Raw genomic sequence first — 22,291 nt, 5'->3', positions numbered from 1 at the left:
ATCTCGAAAAGAAAACCAAACGTGATTTATTACGCCACAAAAACAATGAAAAACTAAATTCTTAAACCCTAATCCATTGATAAAATGATAAATGTATTAAGTTTAGACAACCTTCATTCTACATTTTTCATTCTACATTCTTAATTGTGCTTTAGCACCCACTGCCTGATGTTTACAATTCTGAGACAAGCCTTCCGTCGTACTGCTCAAAACTGGCAAATAGTTTTGGTTATATTTCTCGTAAACTTCACTTTGGGGCTTATCATTGCTTTTCCGAGTTTTAGTATTATTAAAGCTGAATCTGAGCAATCATTGGCATTCGAGAAACTAATCAAAGATTTTGATTTTACGGTTTTCTATGACTTCATGCACAAAAGCGGCAAATCATTGATTTCAATGATTCCTGTTAGTCTGGTTTTAAGTGGTTTTTATATTGCCTTAAATATTTTCTTTTCAGGTGGAATTCTGAGCCAGTTTACACTTCGTGATACTTTCAAACTAACCGAATTTCTGAAAAATTCTGGGCATTATTTTCTGCGATTCTTCTTGTTATTTTTACTTCAAGTTGTTTTCCTTGTTTTGGCGATTTTACTCGTATTTATTATTTACGGCATTTTTGGAGTAATAGCTGATAGAAAAACTGAACCAACTTTCGTGGCGTGGATGATTTTTCCGAGTGCTTTTGCCTTCTTCATCATTACTTTTTTACTCAATGTGGGCGACTACGCCAGAGTTTTATTACACCGAGATGATTTATTGAATCCGTGGAAAGCATTTTGGAAAGCTACCGAGTATATTTTCCGAAATTTCAAAACCATGCAAATATACTGGGCAGTTGTGGTGTTTAGCTTTGCAGTAATACTGGTTTATCTTCTTCTCGAATCAAATATCGGCATGACTTCGGGTTTGAAAATCTGGATGATGTTTATCATTCAACAGTTTTTTATTTTTTGCAGAGTTTTTATTCGTACTTGGAATCTCAGCAATGCTTTTGATTTTGTTTCTCTCCGCCCGATTCCGCTCACACCAAAGCCAATAATCCTTGAACCCGAAATAATAGAAGAAGCAAGTCAGGAAACACAAACCGATGAAGAACAAGATTCGGAAACTAAACTTTCTGAATAAGAGATTTGTTGTTTGAAAAGAAGTGATTTTAAGGAAGGCTTCCCTTTGAGGGAAGCCTTCCTTAGTAACGTAATTCTTGTTTAAAATTAGTCGAAATGGAAGATATAATAGTAAATAGAGTAGCCAAAAGTGGTTTATTATCGCTCGACTTAGAAGATTATTACCACGCAGGCGAACGAGTAGTTTATGATTTGAAAGATAATCTTTTCATGGGTTTGATTCTGAAAGAAAAAGATTTCAGAGAATTTATCAAAGCTCATGACTGGAGTCAATATGCAGGCAAAAACGTAGCCATTACCTGCTCCGAAGATGCCATTGTACCAACTTGGGCCTACATGCTTTTGGCAATTCAACTTGAGCCTTACGCTCACATGGTAGTTTTTGGAAGTTTGGCAGATTTAGAAACCAAACTTTACGAAGAAGCACTTTCAAGAATCAATTTTCAAGAATACGAAGGCACAAGAGTAGTTGTAAAAGGTTGTAGCAAGGTTTCTGTACCCACAAGTGCGTATGTAGAGGTCACTCGTCGTTTACGACCTTATGCCCAAAGCATCATGTTTGGCGAACCTTGCAGCACTGTGCCACTTTATAAAAAGCCGAAACTATAATTCTTGCATAATTTTCTGTAATTTTGCGACCCGTTTGTATCACAATTCTCTGAATTGTGTTTATTTCTAATTAATTTCTACGATTTCAAACAACTTAGAAAGTTGTTTTACAAAAATATGGTTCGTGTAAGATTTGCTCCCAGTCCAACAGGCCCTCTGCATATCGGAGGTGTTCGTACTGCTTTGTATAATTATCTTTTTGCCCGCAAAATGGGCGGAAAAATGCTCCTCCGTGTCGAAGATACAGACCAAACTCGCTATGTGCCTGGTGCGGAAGATTATATTTTAGAAGCCTTGAAATGGGTAGGTATCGAAATCGACGAAGGTCAAGGCGTTGGTGGGCCACATGCTCCTTATCGCCAGTCGGAAAGAAAACCAATGTATCGCCAATACGCCGAGCAACTAATTTCGGAAGGCAAAGCTTATTATGCTTTCGATACCGCCGAAGAGTTGGACGAAATGCGTAAGCGTCTCGAAGAAGCAAAAGTTGATAATACCTCGTACAATGCCGTTACGAGAATGCAGATGAAAAACTCGCTTACACTTCCAAAAGAAGAAGTTGAGGCAAGAATAGCAAATGGTGATGCCTATGTAATACGTTTAAAAGTACCTTTGAAAGAAGAAATTCGCTTCAAAGATATTATCCGTGACTGGGTAGTGGTGCATTCTTCGACGATTGATGATAAAGTTTTATTGAAGTCAGATGGAATGCCAACTTATCACTTAGCCAATATTGTTGACGACCACCTTATGGAGGTTACGCACGTAATTCGTGGCGAAGAATGGTTGCCTTCTGCACCTTTACATATATTACTATACAAAGCTTTTGGTTGGAAAGCTCCAGAGTTTGCTCACTTACCACTACTTTTAAAACCAGAAGGCAACGGAAAGTTGAGTAAACGAGATGGTTTGTTGGGTAATTTCCCGATTTTCCCGTTAGAGTGGAAAGACCCATCGAATGGAGATGTTGCTCGTGGTTTCAAACAAGATGGATACTTACCCGAAGCGGTTGTCAATTTCTTGGCATTTTTGGGTTGGAATCCTGGTACTGAACAGGAGTTCTTCACGATGGACGAGTTGATTGACTCGTTCAGCTTAGATAAAATCCATAAAGCAGGTGCAAGATTTATGATTGATAAAGCTAAGTGGTTTAATCAGCACTATATCAAATCAAAATCAGAAGGAGAATTGGCGGCTATCATCAAAGAATCAAAAGCAGATTTATCTGATGAATTGGCTGTTAAATTGGTAAGCTTAATGAAAGACCGTGTAACTTTCCCGCAGGAAATCATTACCGAAGTTCCTTTCATTTTTGAAGCACCAAGTGTTTATGACGAAGAAGTAGCAAAATCAAAGTGGAATGATGATGCTCGCAAAGCAATGGGCGTAATCAAAGAAGCCATTGCTGGAATGAGCGATGCTGATTTCACTTCTCAGCATATCCACGATACGATTTTTCCAGCTCTTGAGGCAGCTGGAATCAAAGCAGGAAAAGTAATGCAAGCATTCCGTTTGGCAATCACGGGCGTAGGCAAAGGCCCAGATTTGATGCTAACGTTGGAAATTTTGGGCAAAGCTGAAGTTATTTCACGTATCGAAAAAGCGGTTATTGCTTTAAGTTAGTCTTTCACGAGAGTCGAAACGATTTAACATTCCCAAGAGCATAAATACACGACATGCTGTTATTAAGATTCGGAGTAGGGAATAATCAAGTGGAAAAGAGGAAACGTAAAGACGATACGCACTCACTCCGCTGGATAGCAGCACTAAAAACATTGCTATTGAAATATAAAACTTGCTTTTTTCCGGGAAAGGCAAAAATGTTGATAACAAAACCATGTAAGTCAATGGCAAAATATACACTCCCGAAATAATCGCATTTTGGGTACTTGTAAGCGGAAATATTACAGCAAATAAAAAAGCAAAAGGAGTAAAGATATAAGAGACGAAAACTAAAAAAGTCTTTGATTTTCCGGAGAAATCTATCTTTGCTCCTTCGAGCTTAAATAGCCAAATAATCAAAATAAAATTGATAGCAATTAGAGTAAATTTTATAACACTATTGATAAAAAAATCTGTTATGTAAATTGTTAGTGGCGAAAAAAGAGAAATCAGTGTAGAAATCGCCAAAAGTTTATCACTTTTATTGAAGCTTTCGTTTCTTCCGGAATAATACCAATGAAATAGGTAGCCAACGATAGCCACTTGTATAAGAAAAGATGGAAAACTACCCAAGATGTAATATACACTCAGTTCGAGGGCAAGCAGTAAGGTAATTATCCCAACTTTCAGCATAGTTATTTTTAAAGGGGTTTGTATTAAAGCAAAAACGCCAAATACAATTTTTGAGATTCACAGCACAAACATACTACAATCATGGCAAAGAAAAAAACTGACGAAAAACCAAACACCGAGAAACCTCGTGTACACAAGGATTTAGATGGCTTCGATATAAAAATCAACTCTTTTGGCGAAATACAGATGAGTTACGACATCGAGAAAATCAATCAGTTTCTCAACAAAACCGTTGATGATAAGAAACTTAGAAACCGAAAGTAACGACTCAGCGATAAAAAAATTCAACAACGCCCTGTTGGCCGCTAATCATCATTTTCTGTTTTTCTTCCTCCGATAGTTTTCGCACTTTCGGGTTCATGTCGTAGTCGTTGATGTAAATCGTCCGCACAATATCTTCGGGTTTTGGTCGGCATACGGTTTCGGTCATGATATTATACAAAGCCGAAACGTAGCCTTTAAAATCTTGAATTTCAAAAGGTGCAAAGCCTGTCTTTAGGCGAGTTTCGTGGTCGATTTGCTCGCATCTCTCCAAGCGTAAGCCCAAAGTTTCTTCATTAAAAACTGGTTCATTTACTGTGCTATCAGTTGCAGTACTCAAATATTTTGTTTGGTCAAAAAGCTCAATCGGATAATTCATTAGAAGTCCACCATCAACAAAAACATCACATTCATCGCTTGGCAAAGGATTTTCAATAATTTTTCCTTTAGCATTTATCGAAATTGATTGGTAGTAAAGCGGAATTGACATTGAAACTCGTACAGCGTCACAGATTCTCATGTCGGGATAGGTCTCGTGCGAGAAAACTACAACTTTTTGTTTGGAAAGATTTACGCCAGTCACGTACAAATCTCTGTACGGCACGGTCTGAGCCAATTCGTGCAACTCTGCAAAAGTAAGGTTAGGTTTATTGGTGCGGTCGGCAATTAATTTCTGAATCGTATTTAAAAAGCTTTTCCCTTCATACCAACCAAATTTTTTCAAGAACCTTTCACCTGCCCGAAAGACCGTTCCGCCATCATTAAAAGTCTCAATGGGCGTATCGGCAATAATCTGTGAAATCTCAGCCGCTGAGTAGCCAACTGCCAACAAACACGCCTGTATTGCTCCTGCCGAAGTCCCTCCTACTCGCTGAATTTGTGGCAAAACACCTCGATTTTCGAGTTCAATCAATGCTCCGCCATAAGCAATGCCTTTGATGCCTCCACCCTCCATTACCAAATTTCTATAAACTTTCTGCTGAGCAAAACCCACCACCGAAAACAACAAACAAATAATAATTTTATACATTTTTATAGTCATATCTTCATTGAACCAGAAAACCATAATTTTTATCTCCCGCTGAAATCGCAGATATTCGCAGAAAAAGTGCATAATTTCAGCGTTTTTCTGCGAAGTCAGCGGGAATAAAAACATTCACAGATGAAATCTTGAAAATTAACGAAATTTCAGGTTTTCTATTACAATCAATGCTTTGACAAATCAACAACATAATCTAATCCTTTGATTTCGACTATTATTATTTTTTAATTCATAACTTTGCACATTGAATTAAAATTATCCCCAATGCACACCCATTCGCTCAAACTACGTAAACCCTTAGCAGTAATAGACCTCGAAACAACGGGTGTAAATGTAGCCAAAGATAAAATCGTAGAACTCTGTATCGCTAAAGCAAAACTCGATGGTACAGTAGAAGTAAAAACCAAGCTCATCAACCCTGGTATTCCGATTCCACTCGAAACGAGTCTTATTCACGGAATTTATGACGAAGACGTTAAAGACGCACCAACTTTCAAGCAAATTGGCAAGGCTCTTGCCCAGTTTTTAGAAGGTTGCGATTTGGCGGGCTTTAATAGTAATCGCTTCGATGTGCCAATGTTGGTAGAAGAGTTTTTGAGAATGGATATTGATTTCGATATTAAAAATCGCAAATTGATTGATGCTCAACGTATTTTCCATCTCATGGAGCCTCGTACGCTTTCAGCCGCTTATAAATTTTTCTGTAATAAAAGCCTTGAAAATGCCCACAGTGCCGAAGCTGATACGCTCGCTACGCTCGAAGTTCTCTGCTCACAAGTTGAACGCTACGAAGGTGTGAAAATCAAAAACGATAAAGGCGAAGAATACGAACCAGTAAAAAATGATATGGAAGTATTGCATCAGCTTACTTCGGCTAATATCGTTGATTTTGCTCAAAGAATGACTTTAAACAATAAGGGCGAAATTGTGTTTAATTTTGGTAAACACAGCGGAAAGCCTGTAAAACAAATATTAAAAAACGAGCCTCAGTACTACGATTGGATGATAAACGGAGATTTTCCGCTCGACACAAAACGTAAATTAACTGAGATTAAGCTCAAAATGATGCTTGATAAATAGATAAAAGACTGAATATCATAGCACATTCAACAATTTTCTTAAAAAGCACACTACAAAAACGAATATTGTTTATTTTTGCGGAAATATTCTTAAACGCACGCCCCAGAAAGGCGTATTTTGAAAGAATTAATTAAACTGTTAATTGATAAAGAAATGCAAAGCCAAATACCTGACATTTTTCAGATACCCCTAATAAATTATGTATTATTAGCCAGTATCTTGTTTATCATTGGCATCGTGGGTGTACTTATTCGCCGAAATGCCCTTATTATCTTCATGTCTGTCGAGTTAATGCTCAATGCCGTAAACCTACTTTTGGTTGCATTTTCGTCGTATCGTTCAGACCCAGCGGGACAAGTCTTTGTATTCTTCATTATGGCCGTAGCTGCTGCCGAAGTAGCCGTCGGACTCGCCATTATCGTAATGATTTACCGCAATATTCGCTCAATCGACGTGAGTCTTTTAGATAAATTAAAGTGGTAAGATTCTATGAAATGTAAAACGCAACTCTTCGTTTTTCATACTTCATTAATCATTATTCTTTGAAAATATAATTTGTAAGATATGTTATTAATAAAACTTATACCTTTATTTCCACTCATCGGTTTTTTAATCAATGGGCTTGGTTTCCGCAAAGTATCTAAAGGTCTGGCAGGTTGGATTGGCACAGGAGCGGCTCTTCTTTCGTTTGTTGGAGCTTTTTCAGCTTATCAAGCATTTATTGCAGGTGGCCAACAACCAATCATCGTTAGTATTTTTGATTGGATTACGGTCGGAACGCTAAATATCAATTTCTCTTTCCAAATTGACCAACTTTCTATCTTGATGCTCTTTGTTGTGACGGGTGTGGGTACGCTCATTCACGTGTATTCGATGGGCTACATGCACGATGATGAAGGCTTTGGTAAATTCTTCGCTTTCTTAAATCTATTCTTGTTCTCGATGTTGTTGCTCGTGATGGGTTCAAACTACATCGTGATGTTTATCGGTTGGGAAGGTGTAGGTCTTTGTTCTTATCTATTGATTGGTTTCTGGAATAAAAACTTTGAATACGGCAATGCCGCTCGCAAAGCGTTCATCATGAACCGTGTCGGTGACTTAGGTTTTTTGATTGGTATTTTCTTGATTATCAATCAATTTGGCACAGTAGAATACCTTCAAGTTTTCGATAAAGCGAAAGGTTTCTCGGTTGGCGATGCTACAATCGTAGCCATTACAGCTTTCTTGTTTATCGGAGCAATGGGAAAATCAGCTCAGATTCCACTTTACACTTGGTTACCAGATGCGATGGCGGGTCCAACACCAGTTTCGGCTTTGATTCACGCCGCTACAATGGTTACGTCTGGTCTTTACATGATTGTTCGCTCAAATATCCTCTACACCCTCGCACCTGGCACACTTGAAGTTGTGGCATGGGTTGGTGTAGCAACGGCTCTTTTTGCGGCAACAATTGGTATCTTCCAAAATGATATTAAAAAAGTATTGGCTTACTCAACCGTAAGTCAGTTGGGTTATATGTTTATGGCGATGGGTGTTTCGGCTTATACGTCGGGCTTCTTCCATGTTGTCACTCACGCATTCTTCAAAGCATTATTATTCTTAGGTGCTGGTAGCGTTATTCACGCAATGAGTGGGGAGCAAGATATTCGTCGCATGGGCGGACTTGGTGGTAAAATCAAAATTACGGCCATTACATTCCTTATCGGTACGATTGCCATCTCTGGTATTCCTCCATTTGCAGGTTTCTTCTCAAAAGATGAAATCTTAGCACATGTCTACGAACATAATAAAATCATGTGGGTTTTGGCAGTAGCTGGCTCAATGATGACTGCTTTCTATATGTTCCGTTTGTATTTCTTGACTTTCACGGGAAGTTTCAGAGGTACACACGAGCAAGAGCATCACTTACACGAGTCACCATTCAGCATGACACTCCCTTTGATGGTACTTGCAGTGTTATCAATCGTGGGCGGTTTCATCGGAATGCCCGAAATCTTCCACTTCCCTCATGCACTTGCTGAGTTTATGAGTCCATTATACGAAGGTTCGAAAGCGGTAAATCCTGAGTTTGGTGGAACGCCAATCGACCACTCAACCGAATGGATGCTGATGGGAATTTCGGTTGCGGCAGCAGTCATTTCTATCGTTTTTGCCTATTCTAAATTTGGTGGAAGCAAAAATGTTCCTGCCGAAGATTCAGAAATTACAGGCTTACAAAAAACTATTTACAACAAATACTACATTGACGAGGCTTATTGGGGAGTTTTCGTAAACCCAGTAAAACGTTTATCAAATGTATTTGCTAACATTATTGAGCCAAAAGGATTCGATGGTGCAGTAAATGGCATTGGTGGTTTTGTAAATACATTCAGCGGAGTTGCTCGTAAATTACAAGCAGGTGGAACAGGATTCTATTTATTTGCGATGGTTATCGGTATTGCCGTAATCTTAGGAATGAATCTCGGCTACCAAGTTTTGGAAACTATCTTGGCTTTTGTTGGAAAAAAATAAAACTTAGGTCTTTGTTTTAGACTTATTGATATTCATAAAAATTACGGTTAAGTAATAATAATAAAATTAATTTCGAATGTTGGCACTAACACTCATACTTATACCCCTCATTGGTAGTCTTGTACTACTCTTATTGAAAGGAAGTAGCGTAGGTTCATCAAAAAATACAGCCCTTGTAGTATCATTGGCTACACTTGCTGTTGCTATTTATGCTTTTACGACCTTCAGTACTCAAACAACTATCGGAGTAAAATACAGTTGGATGAAAGACCTAAACATCAATTTCCATGTGTCTATTGATGGCATCAGTCTTTTATTAGTATTGCTTACAGCATTTTTAGTACCACTTATCATTGCTTCAACATTTAAGCATACTTACAAAAATCACGCTTCATTTTACGCTCTCATTCTCTTGGCCGAAACAGCTTTGATGGGTGTATTTATGGCTCGTGATATTTTCTTGTTCTATTTCTTCTACGAAGCTGCCTTGATTCCAGTTTATTTCATTGCGGCTATCTGGGGAGGAAAAGACGCACCACGTATCACTTTCAAGATGTTTGTTTACACCATCTTCGGAAGTTTGTTTATGTTGGTTGCTCTTGTTTATTTGTATATGAAAGGGGCAAGTGCTGAAATTGACCAACTGGCCACAACAGCGAAACTGCTTTCACCAAATGCACAAAATCTTTTGTTCTGGGCGTTTTTCATTGCGTTTGCTATCAAAATGCCAGTGCTTCCGTTCCACACTTGGCAGCCAGATGCTTATTCAGAATCGCCAACACCAGCAACGATGTTGCTTTCGGGTTTACTTTCTAAAATGGGGGTTTACGGTCTGATTCGTATCATGCTTCCTTTAGCACCTGTGGGCGTAGCAAACTGGGGACAGTTCGGAATGATTCTTTCAATCATTGGTTTAATCTACGGTTCAATCATAGCTATTCAGCAAAATAATATCAAACGTCTTATAGCTTATTCATCTTTTGCTCACATGGGCTTAATGGCAGCTGGGGTTTTATCGGGTAATATCAACGGTATTCAAGGAGCATTACTTCAGATGGTTGCTCATGGTGTAAATGCAGTTGGTTTATTCTTTATCGTAAAAATTATCTACGACCGCACTGGCACTCGTGATTTGACGGCTTTGGGTGGAATTACACAAAAAACACCCGCTTTGAGTATTTATTTCATGATTATTATGTTGGGAAGTGTTGCTCTACCGCTTACAAATGGTTTTGTTGGAGAGTTTTTATTACTCAAAGGAGTTTATGATAAAAATGCTTGGTTAGGTGGTTTTGCTGGTCTTACAATCATTTTGGGTGCAGTTTATATGCTTCGCTTGATGCAACGCTCAATGTTTGGCGAAAGCAATGACATTACAGCGAAATTTAAAGATGTAAGTGGCAGCGAAGTGGCAGTTTTATTGCCAATCGCAGCGGTAGTTTTGATTATGGGTCTTTTCCCTAATGTTTTCTTAAAAATCACCGAGCCAGCTGTAAATAGCATTTTACAGATGATGAAGTAATTCGGTCGATAGTTTTTCAATGCTTCAAAAACATTGAATTTTATCAAAAAATAGAAATATTATAAAACTCAATTCCTCCCCTCAAGGGGCTGGGGGTTTATCAAATAAAATATGTATCCAATACTCGTACTCTCTGTTACTGGACTTGTTACCTTGTTTTTAGGTTTCCTAAAATCAAAGAAAATACTTTTACCAGCTTCTTTGCTTTTCGTGGCGATTGCCTTTCTTTCAAATTTTATTGATTGGAATGCCCCAGGATTATATTTCTACGATATGCTCGAAGCCAGCAACCTTTCTATTGTGTTCAGCTCTATCATTTTGCTTTCAGCATTTTTGATTATGGCATTATCGAAAGGTTTCCTTGATGACGAGCATGCTCAACCTGCCGAATATTTTGCAATTTTGCAATTTTCATTAGTAGGGGCAATCATGATGACCAATTTCCAAAACCTCATTATGTTGTTTGTAGGAGTAGAAATTCTTTCGGTTTCGATGTATATTCTTACAGGAAGTGATAAACGCAATTTAAGAGGAAATGAAGCGGCATTGAAGTATTTCTTGATGGGATCGTTTGCAACTGGTATCATGCTTTTTGGAATGGCAATGCTTTATGGAGCAAATTACTCGTTTAATATTTCCGATGCTCGCACTTTGTTATTGCAACCAATTACTGATATTCGCCCAGTATTTTTATATGTTGGTGTTACTTTCTTATTGATTGGCTTACTATTTAAAGTTTCGGCAGCACCTTTTCACTTCTGGACACCAGACGTATACGAAGGTGCTCCAACTATTTTTACAACTTTCATGTCGACGGTTGTAAAAACGGCTGGTTTTGCCGCAATTTACCGTATTCTCGAAGTATCATTCTCGCCAATGTATAATTTCTGGTGGGTGATGGTCGTAACGATGGCTATCTTAAGCTTATTTATCAGTAACATTACGGCAGTTTCTCAGAATAGCTTTAAGCGTATGTTAGCGTTTTCGAGTATCTCACACGCCGGATATATGTTGTTGGCTGTTGTGGGTCTAAACAATAAATCAGGTGATTCTATCGTATTCTATTCATTAGCTTATGCTTTGGCAACAATTAGTGCCTTTGGCGTGTTGATGGTAGTATCGAAAGATCGCTTAGTGGATGGTCGTCCGAACGAAAATATTGCGATCCTAAACGGTTTATCAAAGAAAAGTCCTTTCTTAGCAGCAGTTTTGGCCATCTCAATGTTATCGTTGGCTGGTATTCCACTAACGGCAGGTTTTTGGGGTAAATTTTATGTATTTGCAGATGCTGCCTCACGTGGACACATTTGGGTCCTTGTCATTGCTATAGCAATGTCGGCGGTTGGTATTTATTATTATTTCAAACCCATTATTGCAGCATACATGAAGGATGGCGAAGGAGATAATATTCAATTAAGCTCTTTTTATAAAATAATTCTCGGATTTACGACTCTTGGGTCAATTTTACTTGGACTATTCCCTGACTTGGTACGTGAATTGCTCTGATTTGCGAAACCGTAAATCACCTATCTGTGGAGCATATTTTAAACCTTACTGGACTAAATCAATTTGTGAAATTACTTAACAAAATAAAAAATAAGGAGTTAAGGTCATTCATAACATTCTTTCTTACCGCTGTTCTAGGAGCGGGAACAAACTTTGTTACTCGAATATTATACAAACCACTGTTTGTAAGTTTTGGTTTTGCCGATAAACCAGCATTTCAATGGAGCGTTTTTGCAGGATATATGACTGCTACTGTTATAACTTTTATACCACAAAAGGTCTTCGCATTTTCTGCAAAAGAGTCGGGAAACACTAAACGAGAATCTATAAAATTTTTTATTATCGCCACTTTAGCTTTGGGGATCCAATTGGGACTATCGTCATTAACTCTGGATTATATTGCTAATATATATTTTACACAATTCTCTTTAACTATTCGAGAAACTTTTTCTCATATTGTAGGTATGGGCTTCAGTTTTCTTGCCAATTTTTACGGTCATAAGTTCTTAACTTTCAGAAGTACAGGCGTTTATGATAAAATTAAGGCTCGTTCAACTCGCTGAAATTGCACAAAAACAAGAAAACCTATTTTCTTAAAAAGAATTTAAGAAAATTTTAAATATTTTTTAAGAAAACACTTGCTCCATATCTTAAAATTATCTTAAATTTGCAATGCGTTTAAAATCAAACCTTAAAACACCGCAAACAAAGACAATGAAAAAAGTAATCGCAATCTTATTCGTAGCATGTGTAGCTTCTTTAGCTGCTTGTACTTCTAAATCTGAAACTGCTGCTGACTCAACTGTAGCTGCTGTAGATTCAACTGTAACAGCTGTTGCTGATTCAGCTACTGCAACTGTAGATTCAGCTGCTGCTGCTGCTGCTGATACAACTAAGAAATAATCTTTCTTGAGTTATATAAAAAAACCTTGTTCATCAGAACAAGGTTTTTTTATTGCCTAATAATCAAGCTTTTACCAAGTTTTTAGTTTTTCATTCATTGAATTCAATAAAAACTTAGATACACTTCTTTCCTTCCCTACCCCAATACTTATCTCATCTATTTTGGTTATTGGCAAAACTTTCTTGGTTGTGCTTGTTGTGAAAACTTCATCGGCCTCAAGAAGTTCTTGTAAAGTCACACTTCGCTCCTCAACCTTAAAATTTTCTTTAGCCAATTCTAAAACGTAACGTCGGGTAATTCCTTTCAGAATTTGAGTATCAGGCGTGGCAATTACATTATCTTTCACCACAAACACATTACTGCGGCTTAGTTCGCTAATGTAGCCATCTTTATGAAATAGCACATCGCTTGCTTCAGCGGCTTTAATATTGGTTTGTAGAATCATCAAATGCTTGTAATCAGTGCTTTTGATTTCGGGGTAGTCACGCACATACTCATGCGAAATCACCTTTATTCCAGTTTCGTATTCTTGTGGCTTTACTGGATGAATATCTTCGCTGATAATAAGTAGGTTTGGCTGGGTCATTTTCATGCTATCGGCCGAGTATCCGCCCGTAAGTACAAAACGGATTCCACAGTCTTCTAAACCGCTTTTTTTGATTAAATCCATTACCGTTGTGTAAGCCTCATCTTTCGAGATAGGATTAGGCAAATACATCAATTTTGCCGAACGCTCAAAGCGTTCCCAGTACCAGTCCCATTGAAACGGACGACCATTATAAGTACGAAAATAATCAAACAAGCCATAGCCTCGTAAAAGCCCTAAGTCTGTGATATGAATATTGGTTGTTTCGACTGGACTAACAACTCCGTTTAAATAACAATGATGTGGCATATTGAATTGAGAATTAATTGGTTTATCAATAAGTACTCAGCAATCTATACTGTGGACTGTTGACTATCGACTGTAGACTAAGATTACTTCTTTACTTCAAAAAAATCTCCTTTATTCCAAGTTGGTTTTTCGGGAGTTTGAGCAATTAAATAACTTACCAAAAAGTTTACACGAGCGTATGTTTTGCCCGCTGCCCACACAAAACCGTTGGTGATTTCGTCGGATGGTTTGTGGTAATGAGCCTCACGCCATTTCTTAACTTTCTCGGCCAGATTTAAGCTTGGATTACTAAATCTATAACCATACTTAATATGAAGAGCAGGAATGCCGGCCTTAACGAAATTATACTGGTCACTACGTACAAAACGCCCTTCGCTTGGGTCTGGGTCTGGCTCAACTTCTAACTTCACAATACTTGCCGCCGTTTCTACTACTTTTTGTAAGCTACTGTGTTCTGCACCCAATGGAGCAACAGATTCTAGCGGAGCAAGCAATGTAGGCATATCAGTATTTATATCGGCCACGATTCGGCTTTTCTTTACTGTTGGGTATGCTGCAAAATAGCCAGAACCAAGCAATCCCATTTCTTCAGCTGTAACCAATAAGAAAAGCAACGAACGTTTAGGTTTTTCGGCAGTTGGTAAAGTAGCATACGAACGAGCAATTTCTAAAGCACACGCCACGCCTGAGGCGTTATCGTGAGCACCATTATAGATTGAATCGCCGTTGATTGGTCGGCCAACACCTAAATGGTCAAGATGAGCCGAATGAATTACGTATTCTTTCTTTAGTTTTTTATTAGTTCCTTCAATTTTAGCTACAACATTATAGCTTTCTATATCTTGATATGAACTTTCATAATGTCCCGAAATCGTACTTTTCAGCGTTTTACTTACATATTTTCCTTTTTCGAGTTGTTGCCAAGTGCTATCAAGCATATTATTTTCGGCACGCATCAAATCTTGTAAAGCAGCAACCGAAATTCCACCAGCAACTTTGATTTTTCCGCCTAAAACGCTTGCCGAACTTGCACGTTTACCCTTAGCGGTTACCGATGCCGAAATACCATTTGAAACCATACTATTGGCAGCAGCTTTAAACTGCACAACACTATTCGTATAATTACAAACCAGCACACCAATTGCACCGTTTTGAGCAGCAAATGCTTGCAATGTGGCTGGATAGCCCAAATGTAGCTTCACATTTGCGGGTAAGTTTTCAGGAATTCGACGCAACACAACTACAATTTTCCCTTTTACATCAAGACCTTTATAATCTTCAATATTTATCTGCGGAGCATCAAATCCTGACCCAACAAAAACCAAAGAGGCCTTGAAATCAACACTTTTTAGTTCGGGGTGTGGATAAATCGACAAATCATTTCCGAGCGATAATTCTTTCTTTTCGCCATTGGGTAAAGTGAGCGTAAATTTGGCTGTTTCTTTTACCAGCTTGGCTTTGCGGAGCATTACTCTTTGGGTATAAGTTCCTTTTTCACCTGCTGGTTTCAAGCCCATTTCTTTGTATTGATTAATCGCATAATCAACCGCCATTTGGTAGCCTTCTTTTCCAGGCAAACGCCCTTTGAGCTTATCGTCTGATAAATAAGCTACGTGAGCCTTAATTCTATTAGTATCAATGTTATCGAGGTGTTTTAAGACTTGTTCAGAAATACTATTCTGAGCAAATGCTGAAAGACTTAGAAAAGAGAGAATAGTTAGGAATGTTTTCTTCATAAAGTGTAATTTCTGTTTTTTTATCAAAAGTAAAGGTTCTTGTTTAAAGCTACGCAACCACATTGTCATTTTTTGCATCTACCTATCAAACAAAATTATAAAAACTATGAAAAAGCTTCTTTTAACACTCAGTCTGCTTGGCTGTTCGACATTTATTTTTGCCCAATCTACATTAAAAGCCAATACCGATTGGCTCACAACTCACTTAAACAAACTCGTTATTAATGACGATGACAAACAATTGAACGTAAACGGGAATAAATCTAAGCCTGTTTTTTCGTTTGCAGGAAATAAAATGTTGATGGACATCAGTGCCAAAGACAAAGATTTTTCGATGGGTTTTAATATTAGCTGGTCACTGAAAGATGTACGAAAAGTAAGTTATAAAAAAGAAAAAAATGGTAATTATGAGTTGGTATTAGATGTACCAGCCGACCGTGTTAAAGTAGATTTAGGTTTCGGAAAAGATAATAATATCGGTGGTTCGTTTAATGTAAAAGATGATGAGAAAGATAGCCATACATCATTTACACTCGCAACAAAGGATGAAAATGTGGTGAAAGAAATAACTCAGCACTTTGAAAGTGCGATTAAAGAAGCGAGGAGGTAAATAACTATCAATAAAATATTTGCCATAGAATTGATTTCAAAAATCTGATTCTATGGCAAATATTTTTAATTCAATAACAATACTTTCAATAAAGTCTCAAGGAAAGAAACGATAAATTTCTTTGCGATGAGCCACCAAAATAAAAAGAATTGATTTATCTGTCTGCAATTCAAAACCTACTCTATAATCTCCAAGCCGAACTCAGTAGCAAGTTTCGTAGCCTTGCATTTTCTTAATATTTGGTATTTCTGAAAGATTTTCGCTATCCTCAAAATTAATGATAAGTTCGCTCAGCTTTTCTCTGACTTTCTTATCTTTTAATTTTTAAAGACTTTTCAAAAAAGATTCATCGAATTGTACTTCCATACATTTACTTACTAAGTTCAGCTAAGATTGATTCTTTCGAAACGGTTTTACCTGTTTTGGCTTGTACCATCATTTTCCCGAAAGATAATTCTTCTGAAACTTCTTTATCAAGAACCTGGACTTTTTCACCCAATTTCTTTGCCAACCCAGTCAATAATTTAGATGTACTTTTTGATTGTGATTGAATAATGATAGTTTCCATAATTATGCTTTTCAGCTAATTTCTACTGCAATTTTCTATATTTAATACGCTTAGGAGTCACATCAGTCCCGAGGCGTTTTTTACGGTTTTCTTCGTATTCTGAGAAGTTTCCTTCAAACCAATATACTTGCGAATCGCCTTCAAATGCCAAAATATGCGTTGCAATTCTATCCAAGAACCAACGGTCGTGGGAAATAACCACCGCACAACCCGCAAAATTTTCGAGACCTTCTTCTAAGGCACGGAGCGTGTTTACGTCCAAGTCATTGGTAGGCTCATCTAAAAGCAACAAGTTACCGCCTTCTTTGAGCATCATAGCCAAATGCACACGGTTACGCTCTCCACCCGAAAGTGTACCAACTTTTTTCTCTTGGTCAGAACCTTGGAAATTGAAACGGCTTACATATCCACGGGCATTTACTTGCTTGTTTCCGAGCATCACCCAATCATTTCCCCCCGAAATTAATTCATAAACTGATTTATTTGGGTCGAGTTGATTATGCTCTTGGTCAACATAAGAAAGTTTCACGGTTTCACCAACTTCAAAAGTACCTGCCAATGGTTTTAACTGCTCGGTAATCAATTTGAATAAAGTTGTTTTACCCGCACCATTTGGCCCGATGATTCCAACAATACCATTTTGTGGTAAGCTGAAATTTAGGTCTTCGTACAATAATTTATCGCCAAAGCCCATTTTCACGCCCGATGCTTCAATTACTTTATTACCCAAACGTGGCCCCGGTGGAATGAAAAGTTCGAGTTTATCTTCTCTTTCTTTCACGTCTTCGCTTACCATGCGGTCGTATGCTGCCAAACGAGCCTTAGATTTTGCCTGACGTGCCTTCGGAGCCATTTTCACCCACTCCAATTCTCGTTGTAAAGTCTTCTGACGTTTCGATTCGGTTTTTTCTTCTTTCTCCAGACGATTTTGTTTTTGCTCCAACCACGAAGAGTAATTTCCTTTCCACGGAATACCTTCGCCCCTATCTAATTCTAAAATCCAGCCCGCTACATTGTCCAAGAAATAACGGTCGTGGGTAACGGCAATGACCGTTCCTTTATATTGACGTAGGTGTTCTTCCAACCAAAGCACCGATTCAGCATCTAAGTGGTTGGTAGGCTCATCGAGTAATAATACATCGGGTTGTTTCAAAAGCAAACGGCAAAGTGCTACTCGGCGTTTTTCTCCCCCCGAAAGGTTTTCAACCAAAGCATCTTCTGGTGGACAACGCAAAGCGTCCATTGCACGCTCCAAACGGGTATCTAATTCCCACGCATCAAAGTTGTCGAGTTTTTCTTGTACTTCGCCTTGACGGGCCAAAAGTTTATCAAAATCAGCATCAGGGTCGCCGAATGCTTCATTGATTTCGTCGAATTCTTTCAATAAATCTACGATTTCCTGTACGCCTTCCTCCACAATCTGACGAACCGTTTTAGTTGGGTCAAGCTTTGGCTCTTGCTCAAGCATACCGACGGTATAACCTGGCGAGAAAACCACATCGCCGTTGATGTTTTTGTCGATACCCGCAATCACTCGAAGCAGCGTAGATTTACCCGAGCCATTCAAACCCAAAACCCCGATTTTGGCTCCGTAGAAAAACGAAAGGTAAATATTTTTTAAGATTTGACGATTAGGCGGAATGATTTTACTCACTCGCTCCATCGAAAAGATAATTTGTTCGCTCATGGTTGAATAAATCTGTAATTAGGTCTGAAAACAAAAATTAATGTTAATTTTTCAATAATTTCACATCAAAATCTATCAAATCAGTAATTTTTTACTATATTTAATAAATTTTTACGCAAATATCGGTAAAGCTGTTTGTATTATACAAAAAAACTGCGAATTTTACCCAAACAAACCACCATCCCTGACTCACAAGCCATGTGATTTTTTTATTATGAACGGCGTAACATTAGAAAACGAATATGCTTACATAAAAGACGGTAAGGTATTCTTGAAGGGGTATTTAGATATGCCCGACCGACAAATCGGAGAAGTTAAACGCACAGAAGAAGAGGCTTTCCAGTATTTCATTAACCGTTACCAAATTGCGGTAAACAAGGTTACTCAATTGGAATCTGAGATTACCGAGGCCCAAAATAAGGGCTCTTTCTTGACAAAACTCACGCAACTCCGCAAACGCTTGCTGAATTTCGACGGCATCGGCGACTTTATTCCATTGCTCAAAACTCTTGATGAGCAAGAGGAATTTCTACGTGGATTGATTGTGGGCAATCAGGCCAATAATTTGGCTATCAAAGAAGCTCTTATTGAAGAAGCTAAGGTAGCTAAAGAAGAGGTTGATTGGAACATTGTTGCGGAGCAACTCCAAGACATTAAAACTCGCTGGATAAGAACAGGTCCAGTTGATAAGCCTTATCAGGAATCAATCGAACAAACTTTCAAAGAAGTTTTAGATGATTTCTATCAACGTAGAAAGGCTTTCTATGAAGAACAAAATCGTATCATTGGCGAGCGTATGGAAAAATATGCCGAGCTTGTTCGTGGTGCCGAGATGTTGTTCAGAATGGGTAACTGGGAACTTTCTTTCGCAGAATTAAAACGCCTACAATCAGAATGGCGTAATGTGGGCGATGTACCACCGAAGCGATTGAAATACGAGTTCCGTAGATTCAAGAAACTCACTACATTATATTACGAAAAATATTGTGCTGCGAAAGGCATCCAAATCAAAGTACGTGTTGACCCTCGTGTAGAAGCTCAACAAAAAATGATGGAAGAAGCTGAAAGCTTGGCAGAATCGAAAGATATTTTTGCAGCAACTGAGCGTGCTAAAGTAATGCTCAATGACTGGAAAAACATCAAAGTGCCATCGCATTTAGCAGTACGCAATGTTGCTGAGCGTTTCAGAGCAGCTTGTGATAAGATTTTTGAATTGAGCTACTTGATGAAAGTGGTTACTCGAAAATTACCTAATTACAACTACTTGAGCGAAAAACAACAGGTCTTGACGAAATTCCGTGAAATGGAAAACATCGTGATTCGTGCAAGAGGCGAATTGAAGATTTTGATTGAAAGCAACGAAGGCGTTTCGCAAGGGCCAGATTTAGATAAAATCACGCAATCGAATATCCAAACTCAAAAGCGTAAGCTCTTGATGAAGGAAGTGATTTTGGAAGAATTACGCCGTGCTGCACAAGCTCAATAAAAAAAAATAAAAAATTTTTGGTTTGAGACTTGCGTTATAAAATCAAAAATATTAATTTTGCATCATAATTCAGGACTGACCTATGGTGTAATGGTAACACTACGGTTTTTGGTACCGTCTTTCTAGGTTCGAATCCTGGTAGGTCAACAACCTTAAAAGGTAAAATTTGATTCATTCAAGTTTTACCTTTTTTAATTTCTGCCCTTCTCCTTTAAATCTTCCAAGGAATTATTTACTCATAGGCTTTGTTAAAGTTTAGTACAAACCAGAACTTTTCGTCTTTCTTTACTTCTATCTTATGAAATTACTATTACAATACTTGGGCCGCTACCGTTGGCAGGTAGTGCTGGCTTTAGTTTTAGCCGCCATTAATCAAACCTTTTCATTGCTCGACCCGCTCATTTTCGGAAAAATCGTAGATGAGTATGCAGGAAAAGCAAAAACTTTCACGCAATCAGATTATACCGCTGGAGTTTTATTGATGCTCGGTGCCGTCGTGGGCGTGGCAATGGTAAGTAGAATTGCTAAAACGCTTCAAGACTATGTAATGAATATGGTAATTCAGAAATTTGGAGCATCTATCTTTACTGATGGTCTAAAACATACGCTCAAACTTCCCTACCAACAATTTGAAGACCAACGAAGCGGCGAAACCCTTTCGGTTTTACAGAAAGTACGCACCGACACCGAGAAGTTTATCACACTTTTTGTGAATGTTGGTTTTACTTCCTTGATTGGTATTATTGTGTTGAATGTCTATATCTTCCATTTCGGCATTAGTCCGTGGTTGTTTTTTGTGTATTTGGGTGGAGCAGCAGCTTTGGCGGCTCTGACGAGGGTTTTGAGCCGAAAAATTAAGAAGATTCAGCAGACAATTACAAAAGAAACGACGGCACTCGCAGGAACAACCACCGAATCGCTCCGAAACATAGAATTGATAAAAAGTTTAGGACTGACCGACCAAGAAATTAAGCGTTTGAATCTCAATACGTTTAAAATTCTACAACTCGAACTCAAGAAAGTGCGTAGCATACGTAGTATTGGTTTTATTCAAGGGACTTTCGTAAACTTCTTACGTCAGGCAATTTTATTCCTTTTATTGTTATTGATTTTCAAAGACCAAATGACTGTTGGTCAATTACTTACGCTACAATTTTGTTCGTTTTTTGTATTTGGACCAATGCAAGAAATGGGCAATGTAATTATTGCTTACCGTGAGGCCGAAGCATCATTGAATAACTTTGAAAAATTACTCAATAACCCAATTGAAGTAACGCCAGAGTTTCCGACTAAACTCGGAATGGTTGAAAACCTTCGTTTTGAAGATGTAAGTTTCAAACACCTAACTGCCGCAGGAAAAGCATTAGAAGATGTAAGTTTTGAAGTAAAAAAAGGTCAAACCGTAGCGTTTGTTGGGCCATCGGGTTCGGGAAAAACTACTTTGGTGAAACTCTTGGTTGGGCTTTACAATCCATCGGAAGGAAAAGTATTTTATAATGGACTGCCTTCTGACGAAATCAATATCGAAGAATTACGCTCGCAAATTGGCTTCGTAACGCAGGATACACAATTATTTTCGGGAACAATCAAAGAAAATTTGCTCTTTGCTCAACCTCGTGCGACCGATGAAGAAATAATGGACGCTTTGCAAAAAGCTTCGTGTCAGAATCTTTTGGCAAGAGCCGATAATGGCGTTGATACCGTCATCGGTGAAGGCGGAATCAAGATTTCGGGTGGAGAAAAACAACGTTTATCAATTGCCAGAGCCTTGTTGAGAAATCCAAAGATTTTTGTTTTTGATGAAGCAACTTCGGCCTTAGATTCATTGACCGAAGAAGAAATCACAAACACGGTAAAAGACGTAACCGCCCAAGGCGACTACATAACAGTAATGATTGCTCACCGACTAAGTACCGTGATGCACGCCGATAAAATCTTTGTTTTGGAACAAGGAAAAATCATTGAAGTAGGCAAACACGAAGAACTTTTGGTAGAAAAAGGGCTTTATTATGCCATGTGGCGTCAGCAAATTGGCGAACGCAAGAATAAATTGGTGGCTGTGTAAAACATAGTATTTTACAAAAAATATGATAAATTTGTTTATAAATTCATAAGAAATGAGTCAATATATCATAAATACGAAAAATGACAGTCAATCTGATGCTTTAATTAAATACCTAAAATCATTAGATTTTATTGAGGTAAAAGCCTTAAAAACTCCTGCAAAAAAAATAGCGGCCGTCGATGATGCGAAATCTTTTTTAGAAAGCTTGCCCAATCAAAAGCATACACAATCTGATGTAAACAAGGCAATTAAATCTATTCGCAAAAAGTATGGCTACCAATAAAATAAGGGTGGTTATTGACCCGAATATTATTGCAAGTGTATTGCTGGAGGTGTAACACAAAAACGTTATTTGTGGCTTTTAGATAACCTTGAATATTTTGATATTTG

General features: G+C 38.0%; 21 protein-coding genes and 1 tRNA gene. 16 read left to right on the top strand and 6 right to left on the bottom strand.

Annotated elements, in window-relative coordinates:
* Positions 1-168 precede the first annotated feature (168 nt).
* From ACOVO2_RS24295 to gltX, 3 genes are all read left to right on the top strand, one after another.
* The gene (locus ACOVO2_RS24295; protein ID WP_421772460.1) at positions 169-1,125 is read left to right on the top strand and encodes a hypothetical protein; all 957 of its coding nucleotides are present in this window, start codon (positions 169-171) and stop codon (positions 1,123-1,125) included.
* Positions 1,126-1,220: 95 nt separating this feature from the next.
* Complete coding sequence (locus ACOVO2_RS24290; protein WP_421772459.1) at positions 1,221-1,733, top strand: DUF2480 family protein; 513 nt, start codon at positions 1,221-1,223, stop codon at positions 1,731-1,733.
* Between the two features lie 117 nt (positions 1,734-1,850).
* Positions 1,851-3,356 (top strand): glutamate--tRNA ligase, encoded by a 1,506-nt coding sequence (gene gltX / locus ACOVO2_RS24285; protein ID WP_421772458.1) that lies wholly within the window; start codon positions 1,851-1,853, stop codon positions 3,354-3,356.
* Here gltX and ACOVO2_RS24280 read toward each other — a convergent pair.
* Entirely contained in the window at positions 3,348-4,028 is a 681-nt protein-coding gene (locus ACOVO2_RS24280) for a hypothetical protein (protein ID WP_421772457.1), read from the bottom strand. The two genes, gltX and ACOVO2_RS24280, sit on opposite strands and share 9 nt — an antisense overlap.
* Before the next feature lie 81 nt (positions 4,029-4,109).
* Between ACOVO2_RS24280 and ACOVO2_RS24275 the strand changes: the two genes are divergently transcribed.
* Positions 4,110-4,292, top strand: coding sequence for a hypothetical protein (locus ACOVO2_RS24275; RefSeq protein ID WP_421772470.1), 183 nt, complete (start codon positions 4,110-4,112; stop codon positions 4,290-4,292).
* A gap of 4 nt (positions 4,293-4,296) precedes the next feature.
* Here ACOVO2_RS24275 and ACOVO2_RS24270 read toward each other — a convergent pair whose 3' ends face one another.
* Positions 4,297-5,319 (bottom strand): patatin-like phospholipase family protein, encoded by a 1,023-nt coding sequence (locus ACOVO2_RS24270; protein ID WP_421772456.1) that lies wholly within the window; start codon positions 5,317-5,319, stop codon positions 4,297-4,299.
* Between the two features lie 276 nt (positions 5,320-5,595).
* Here ACOVO2_RS24270 and ACOVO2_RS24265 point away from each other — a divergent pair, with 276 nt between their 5' ends.
* From ACOVO2_RS24265 to ACOVO2_RS24235, 7 genes are all read left to right on the top strand, one after another.
* Positions 5,596-6,411 (top strand): 3'-5' exonuclease, encoded by an 816-nt coding sequence (locus ACOVO2_RS24265; protein WP_188765434.1) that lies wholly within the window; start codon positions 5,596-5,598, stop codon positions 6,409-6,411.
* A gap of 153 nt (positions 6,412-6,564) precedes the next feature.
* Complete coding sequence (gene nuoK, locus ACOVO2_RS24260) at positions 6,565-6,894, top strand: NADH-quinone oxidoreductase subunit NuoK (RefSeq protein ID WP_421772469.1); 330 nt, start codon at positions 6,565-6,567, stop codon at positions 6,892-6,894.
* An 81-nt stretch (positions 6,895-6,975) separates the two neighbouring features.
* Positions 6,976-8,922 (top strand): NADH-quinone oxidoreductase subunit L, encoded by a 1,947-nt coding sequence (nuoL, locus tag ACOVO2_RS24255; RefSeq protein ID WP_421772455.1) that lies wholly within the window; start codon positions 6,976-6,978, stop codon positions 8,920-8,922.
* Between the two features lie 76 nt (positions 8,923-8,998).
* The gene (locus tag ACOVO2_RS24250; protein ID WP_421772454.1) at positions 8,999-10,444 is read left to right on the top strand and encodes a complex I subunit 4 family protein; all 1,446 of its coding nucleotides are present in this window, start codon (positions 8,999-9,001) and stop codon (positions 10,442-10,444) included.
* A gap of 111 nt (positions 10,445-10,555) precedes the next feature.
* Positions 10,556-11,950, top strand: coding sequence for an NADH-quinone oxidoreductase subunit N (locus ACOVO2_RS24245; RefSeq protein ID WP_421772453.1), 1,395 nt, complete (start codon positions 10,556-10,558; stop codon positions 11,948-11,950).
* Positions 11,951-11,976: 26 nt separating this feature from the next.
* Positions 11,977-12,513 (top strand): GtrA family protein, encoded by a 537-nt coding sequence (locus ACOVO2_RS24240; RefSeq protein ID WP_421772452.1) that lies wholly within the window; start codon positions 11,977-11,979, stop codon positions 12,511-12,513.
* A gap of 151 nt (positions 12,514-12,664) precedes the next feature.
* Entirely contained in the window at positions 12,665-12,853 is a 189-nt protein-coding gene (locus tag ACOVO2_RS24235) for a hypothetical protein (protein WP_421772451.1), read from the top strand.
* A gap of 71 nt (positions 12,854-12,924) precedes the next feature.
* Here the strand turns inward: ACOVO2_RS24235 and ACOVO2_RS24230 are convergent, their stop codons facing one another.
* Positions 12,925-13,749 (bottom strand): aminotransferase class IV, encoded by an 825-nt coding sequence (locus tag ACOVO2_RS24230; RefSeq protein ID WP_421772450.1) that lies wholly within the window; start codon positions 13,747-13,749, stop codon positions 12,925-12,927.
* A gap of 83 nt (positions 13,750-13,832) precedes the next feature.
* Positions 13,833-15,485 carry a M28 family peptidase gene (locus ACOVO2_RS24225; RefSeq protein ID WP_421772449.1) on the bottom strand — a complete coding sequence of 551 codons (1,653 nt, stop codon included), beginning with the start codon at positions 15,483-15,485 and terminating at the stop codon, positions 13,833-13,835.
* A gap of 106 nt (positions 15,486-15,591) precedes the next feature.
* On the opposite strand from ACOVO2_RS24225, the gene ACOVO2_RS24220 reads away from it, so the two are divergent.
* Complete coding sequence (locus tag ACOVO2_RS24220; protein ID WP_421772448.1) at positions 15,592-16,095, top strand: hypothetical protein; 504 nt, start codon at positions 15,592-15,594, stop codon at positions 16,093-16,095.
* Positions 16,096-16,465: 370 nt separating this feature from the next.
* Here ACOVO2_RS24220 and ACOVO2_RS24215 read toward each other — a convergent pair whose 3' ends face one another.
* Both ACOVO2_RS24215 and ettA read right to left on the bottom strand, forming a co-directional pair.
* Positions 16,466-16,663, bottom strand: coding sequence for a hypothetical protein (locus tag ACOVO2_RS24215; protein WP_421772447.1), 198 nt, complete (start codon positions 16,661-16,663; stop codon positions 16,466-16,468).
* Positions 16,664-16,685: 22 nt separating this feature from the next.
* Positions 16,686-18,350 carry an energy-dependent translational throttle protein EttA gene (ettA, locus tag ACOVO2_RS24210; protein ID WP_421772446.1) on the bottom strand — a complete coding sequence of 555 codons (1,665 nt, stop codon included), beginning with the start codon at positions 18,348-18,350 and terminating at the stop codon, positions 16,686-16,688.
* A gap of 214 nt (positions 18,351-18,564) precedes the next feature.
* Here ettA and ACOVO2_RS24205 point away from each other — a divergent pair, with 214 nt between their 5' ends.
* From ACOVO2_RS24205 to ACOVO2_RS24190, 4 genes are all read left to right on the top strand, one after another.
* Positions 18,565-19,836 carry a DUF349 domain-containing protein gene (locus ACOVO2_RS24205; protein WP_188765423.1) on the top strand — a complete coding sequence of 424 codons (1,272 nt, stop codon included), beginning with the start codon at positions 18,565-18,567 and terminating at the stop codon, positions 19,834-19,836.
* 76 nt (positions 19,837-19,912) lie between these two features.
* Positions 19,913-19,983, top strand: a tRNA-Gln gene (locus ACOVO2_RS24200).
* Between the two features lie 151 nt (positions 19,984-20,134).
* Positions 20,135-21,901, top strand: coding sequence for an ABC transporter ATP-binding protein (locus ACOVO2_RS24195; protein ID WP_421772445.1), 1,767 nt, complete (start codon positions 20,135-20,137; stop codon positions 21,899-21,901).
* Between the two features lie 52 nt (positions 21,902-21,953).
* Positions 21,954-22,184, top strand: a complete 231-nt coding sequence (locus ACOVO2_RS24190; protein WP_421772444.1) for a hypothetical protein — start codon at positions 21,954-21,956, stop codon at positions 22,182-22,184.
* Positions 22,185-22,291: the final 107 nt, after the last annotated feature.

The organism is Emticicia sp. (assembly GCF_049241225.1).
GTDB lineage: Bacteria > Bacteroidota > Bacteroidia > Cytophagales > Spirosomataceae > Emticicia.
The sequence above is the reverse complement of the archived record's forward strand: the minus strand, read 5'-3'. Positions and strand labels throughout refer to the sequence as shown.